The sequence below is a fragment of the Sporomusa sp. genome (genome assembly GCF_035561255.1).
In the GTDB taxonomy this organism is placed as follows: domain Bacteria; phylum Bacillota; class Negativicutes; order Sporomusales; family Sporomusaceae; genus Sporomusa.
In genome coordinates, this window is sequence record NZ_DATMXX010000159.1 from 1 (window position 1) to 3,402 (window position 3,402).

Here is a 3,402-nt window from a genome sequence, read left to right on the forward strand (position 1 = left end):
ATGCTTACTATATTAAATAATATTTTTAAACACTTACTAAGGCACAAGGCTGCCCTTATTTTTACCAGCGTATTACTTGCCTATTTAGCGCCATTTGTTATTTTCCGGCAAAATGCTCACTTTACGATTAATGACAATCTGGACTGGATTACCGCCTGGACAGTTCTGGTCAATAGTGGTAAAACATTTGATCTGACCGGAACAGTCAGTCAAATGCTTGGTGAAGTACCGCGAAGCTGTCTGCCAAGTGGTTTTAACATCATTACCTGGCTGTACCTTATCTTGCCGCCGTTCCGCGCTTATCTTGTCAATCTGCTCCTTGTACATAGCACCGCATTTATTGGCATGTATCTTTTACTCAGGCACTATTGCCTTGCCGACCAGCGGCAGGCCTGGTTAGCGTGGGCGGGCGCGGCCTCGTTTGCTACCATCCCCTTTTATACAGTTTACGGACTGTCAATCGCCGGACAGCCCTTACTATTCTATGCAATGTGTAATCTATTTCATGATAAAAAATTGACAGGTTCTGTCATTATTATTATTATGTTCGCCCTGTATTCGTCACTTCCTCTTGTAGGTGTATTTATTCTGGCAACACTCAGCCTGGCTGCTTTGTATGATTACTGGCAGAATCGGCAAAATCGCCCAAAATTCTGGGGAGGCATCGCCCTCTTGGCTGCTTCGTATTGCGTAACCGAAATATGGCTTATCTATAATGCCTTCTTCAGTGCCGGATTTGTTTCAAGCCGGGAGGAAATTAACCGGATTATCCTGGGGCAAGCCCGGGATTGGGCTGGTGTTCAGGCTCTCATTATAGAGAACTTTACTAACGGACAATACCATGCTGTCAGTCTGCACAAATACATTTTGTTTATCGCAGTACCACTGGCGTTACTTTTTGGCTGGCGGCAAAAACGCGAATGCAAGTTCATATTGGTGTTACTGGCATTCGCACTGAGCTTATCGATTTTCTACGGCTTGCGTTACTCAGAGTTTTTTATGTCAGCAGTCGCTGGCATTAGCTTTTTTAACGCTTTTCAAGTCCAGCGTTTTCACTGGCTGCATCCGCTTATTTGGTATACTATTTTTGCTCTAAGTCTGTCCGTTATCGCTAATATCCGCTATATTGGCCGACTGCTGGCAACATTGTTAATCGTGCTGCAGCTTGTATATTTATTTGGCAATAATAGCGAATATGATCTGGCCATACAAAAGCAAACAGGCGCCTCGGTTATGGAGAACGCCTGGCTGTATGAAAACATAAGTTATGGCGAATTTTTTTCCGACAGTTTACTTAAAAAAGTAGATAACTATATCGGCCGGCCCAAACAAGAATACCGGATTGCCAGCATTGGCCTTTATCCGGCCATTACCCAATATAATGGCTTCTATACACTTGATGGGCGACTCAATATTTATCCGCTTGAATATAAACATGCTTTCCGTCAGATCATGGCTAAAGAGCTGGCCAAGAACCCATTCTGGCAAAGGTATTTCGATGATTGGGGCATCACCTGCTACATCTTTCCTGCCGAGCTTGAGTATTACCAGGTAAGAAAGTCATATCAGTTAAAACTAAATCATCTGGATCTTGACGTAGGCGCCTTCAAAAAATTGGGCGGCCAATATATCTTATCGGCCGCCGAAATAACAAACTATGAAGAAAATAACCTTGAATTTTTACAACGGTTTACCGAAGCCTGGTCACCGTGGGAAATTTACCTTTACCGAGCCCGCTAACCATGGAATGGCAGGTGTATCAAAGCTGAACCGGCAAAAATAATAATCGCTGCAACTGTACCAATAATCGCCAGTAACGGGGCCATCAGCACAAGCACTGCTTTTACACCTGACAAGCCATACGCGCCTTGCAGGGCGGCAACATTTAAAGACAATGTCCAAAGTACGACAAGGATGCCAATAATCCCGAAACAGATTTCCTGGACACCTGCGGGTAATAACGAGGCAATTACCCACAGCGGCATAACCACAACCCGGGGCAGGTGAGAGAACCCCAATGCGGAGAACAGGCCAACAGGCGTTCCACGACCGCCGGCCAGCTCGGCAATAAACGCAAGAATCGCGGCACTCAGCACCCAAAAAACTAAACTGCCAATCACATGAAAGATAAAGAGGAGACCCGGGACCGGAACCCCTGTCGCGCCCTTGATTCCGGCATATATTGCCCACACCGGCACAAGCATGCAAATGGTAAACATAGCGACCGCTTGCCCGGTCAATTTTTTTTCGGCAATATACTGCATTGCAGCCTTAGGTTTAAATAATACATCATAGATTATCTCAATAAAACTACCCATAAACTCGCCCCCTCCCCTTAATTGCTCTGGGGCATGGCCGATGGACTGGCCGAGAGCATTTCTTTTAGGCGTTGAAGTATAAGCTGATCTGAATTAACACTGTTTTGAGCGCCTAACAATGCTTCGATGGCACTGACTTTCCCATATTCGACAATTTCGGGCTTGCCTTGAATGCCCACCAGCGCGGCAGCACCGTCAATTGCATCATACATATTGCCCAGTTCATCAACAAGCCCCACTTCCTTAGCCTGACGCCCGGTATAAATGCGCCCGTCAGCCAGTTGGCGCACTTTGGCTGGATCTAGGTGCCGTCCTTCTGCAATTACATCAATAAATTGATTGTACATATCGTCCACCATATCTTGAATAATGGCACGTTCTTCCGGCGTCAGCTGCCGGTCTGGTGATAAGATATCTTTATGCGGGCCGCTTTTGATTTTTTCCTGCCTCACACCAATTTTTTTATATAACTCTTCCCAGTTAGAGTAGGGCATATATACACCAAGACTGCCTGTTATCGTGGAAGGGTTGGCATATATCTTATCCGTGCAGGCTGCCAGCCAGTAGCCGCCTGAGGCGGCCATGTCCGCCATTGAGGTAATCACCGGTTTGCCTGCTGCCCGGAGTTTCTTAAGCTCCTCCCCGACCTCCTGAGAGGCTGGAACAGTACCGCCAGGGCTATTAATCCTGAGTACGACTGCCTTAACAGACTCATCATCCCGGGCAGCATGCAGTTGGCGAATCAAATGGTCTGTGCCGCCGCCCTCGCTAAATAATCCGACTTGACCGCGACCACCGATTATCATCCCCTCTACATAGATGATAGCCAGTTTATCGCCGCCACCCATTTTCTTTTGTTTGAACCCGGGAGTGATAAAGAGTGCAGCGATCATTGATATACCAATAAGTAATGCCAGGAAAAGAACCACCGATCTTTTAAACACAAGCTTACCTCCTTAGTGCTGATTGTTTTTAGTGAAAATATTGGAGTATACTTCTTAATCGATTTATATATATACAACGCGTTAAGTTTTGCAGGCGGGTGGTGTGTTGGCAAAAGCGGAATATATAGTTTATTATTTGC

At 45.9% G+C, this 3,402-nt stretch carries 3 protein-coding genes; 1 reads left to right on the forward strand and 2 read right to left on the reverse strand.

Translation table 11 applies throughout. The features are described 5' to 3' along the window. Positions 1-1,740: DUF6044 family protein (locus tag VN379_RS09030; protein ID WP_325532984.1), on the forward strand; the 1,740-nt coding region annotated here is incomplete at its 5' end. Here VN379_RS09030 and VN379_RS09035 read toward each other — a convergent pair. Both VN379_RS09035 and sppA read right to left on the reverse strand, forming a co-directional pair. Further along, entirely contained in the window at positions 1,737-2,318 is a 582-nt protein-coding gene (locus VN379_RS09035) for a Yip1 family protein (protein ID WP_325532986.1), read from the reverse strand. The genes VN379_RS09030 and VN379_RS09035 overlap by 4 nt on opposite strands. Before the next feature lie 17 nt (positions 2,319-2,335). Then, positions 2,336-3,262, reverse strand: coding sequence for a signal peptide peptidase SppA (gene sppA / locus VN379_RS09040; protein WP_325532988.1), 927 nt, complete (start codon positions 3,260-3,262; stop codon positions 2,336-2,338). Between the last annotated feature and the right edge of the window lie 140 nt (positions 3,263-3,402).

Bases quoted from the DNA above. Each gene is read 5' to 3' on its own strand.
- VN379_RS09035 (WP_325532986.1), bottom strand. From the start codon at position 2,318: ATGGGTAGTTTTATTGAGATAATCTATGATGTATTATTTAAACCTAAG.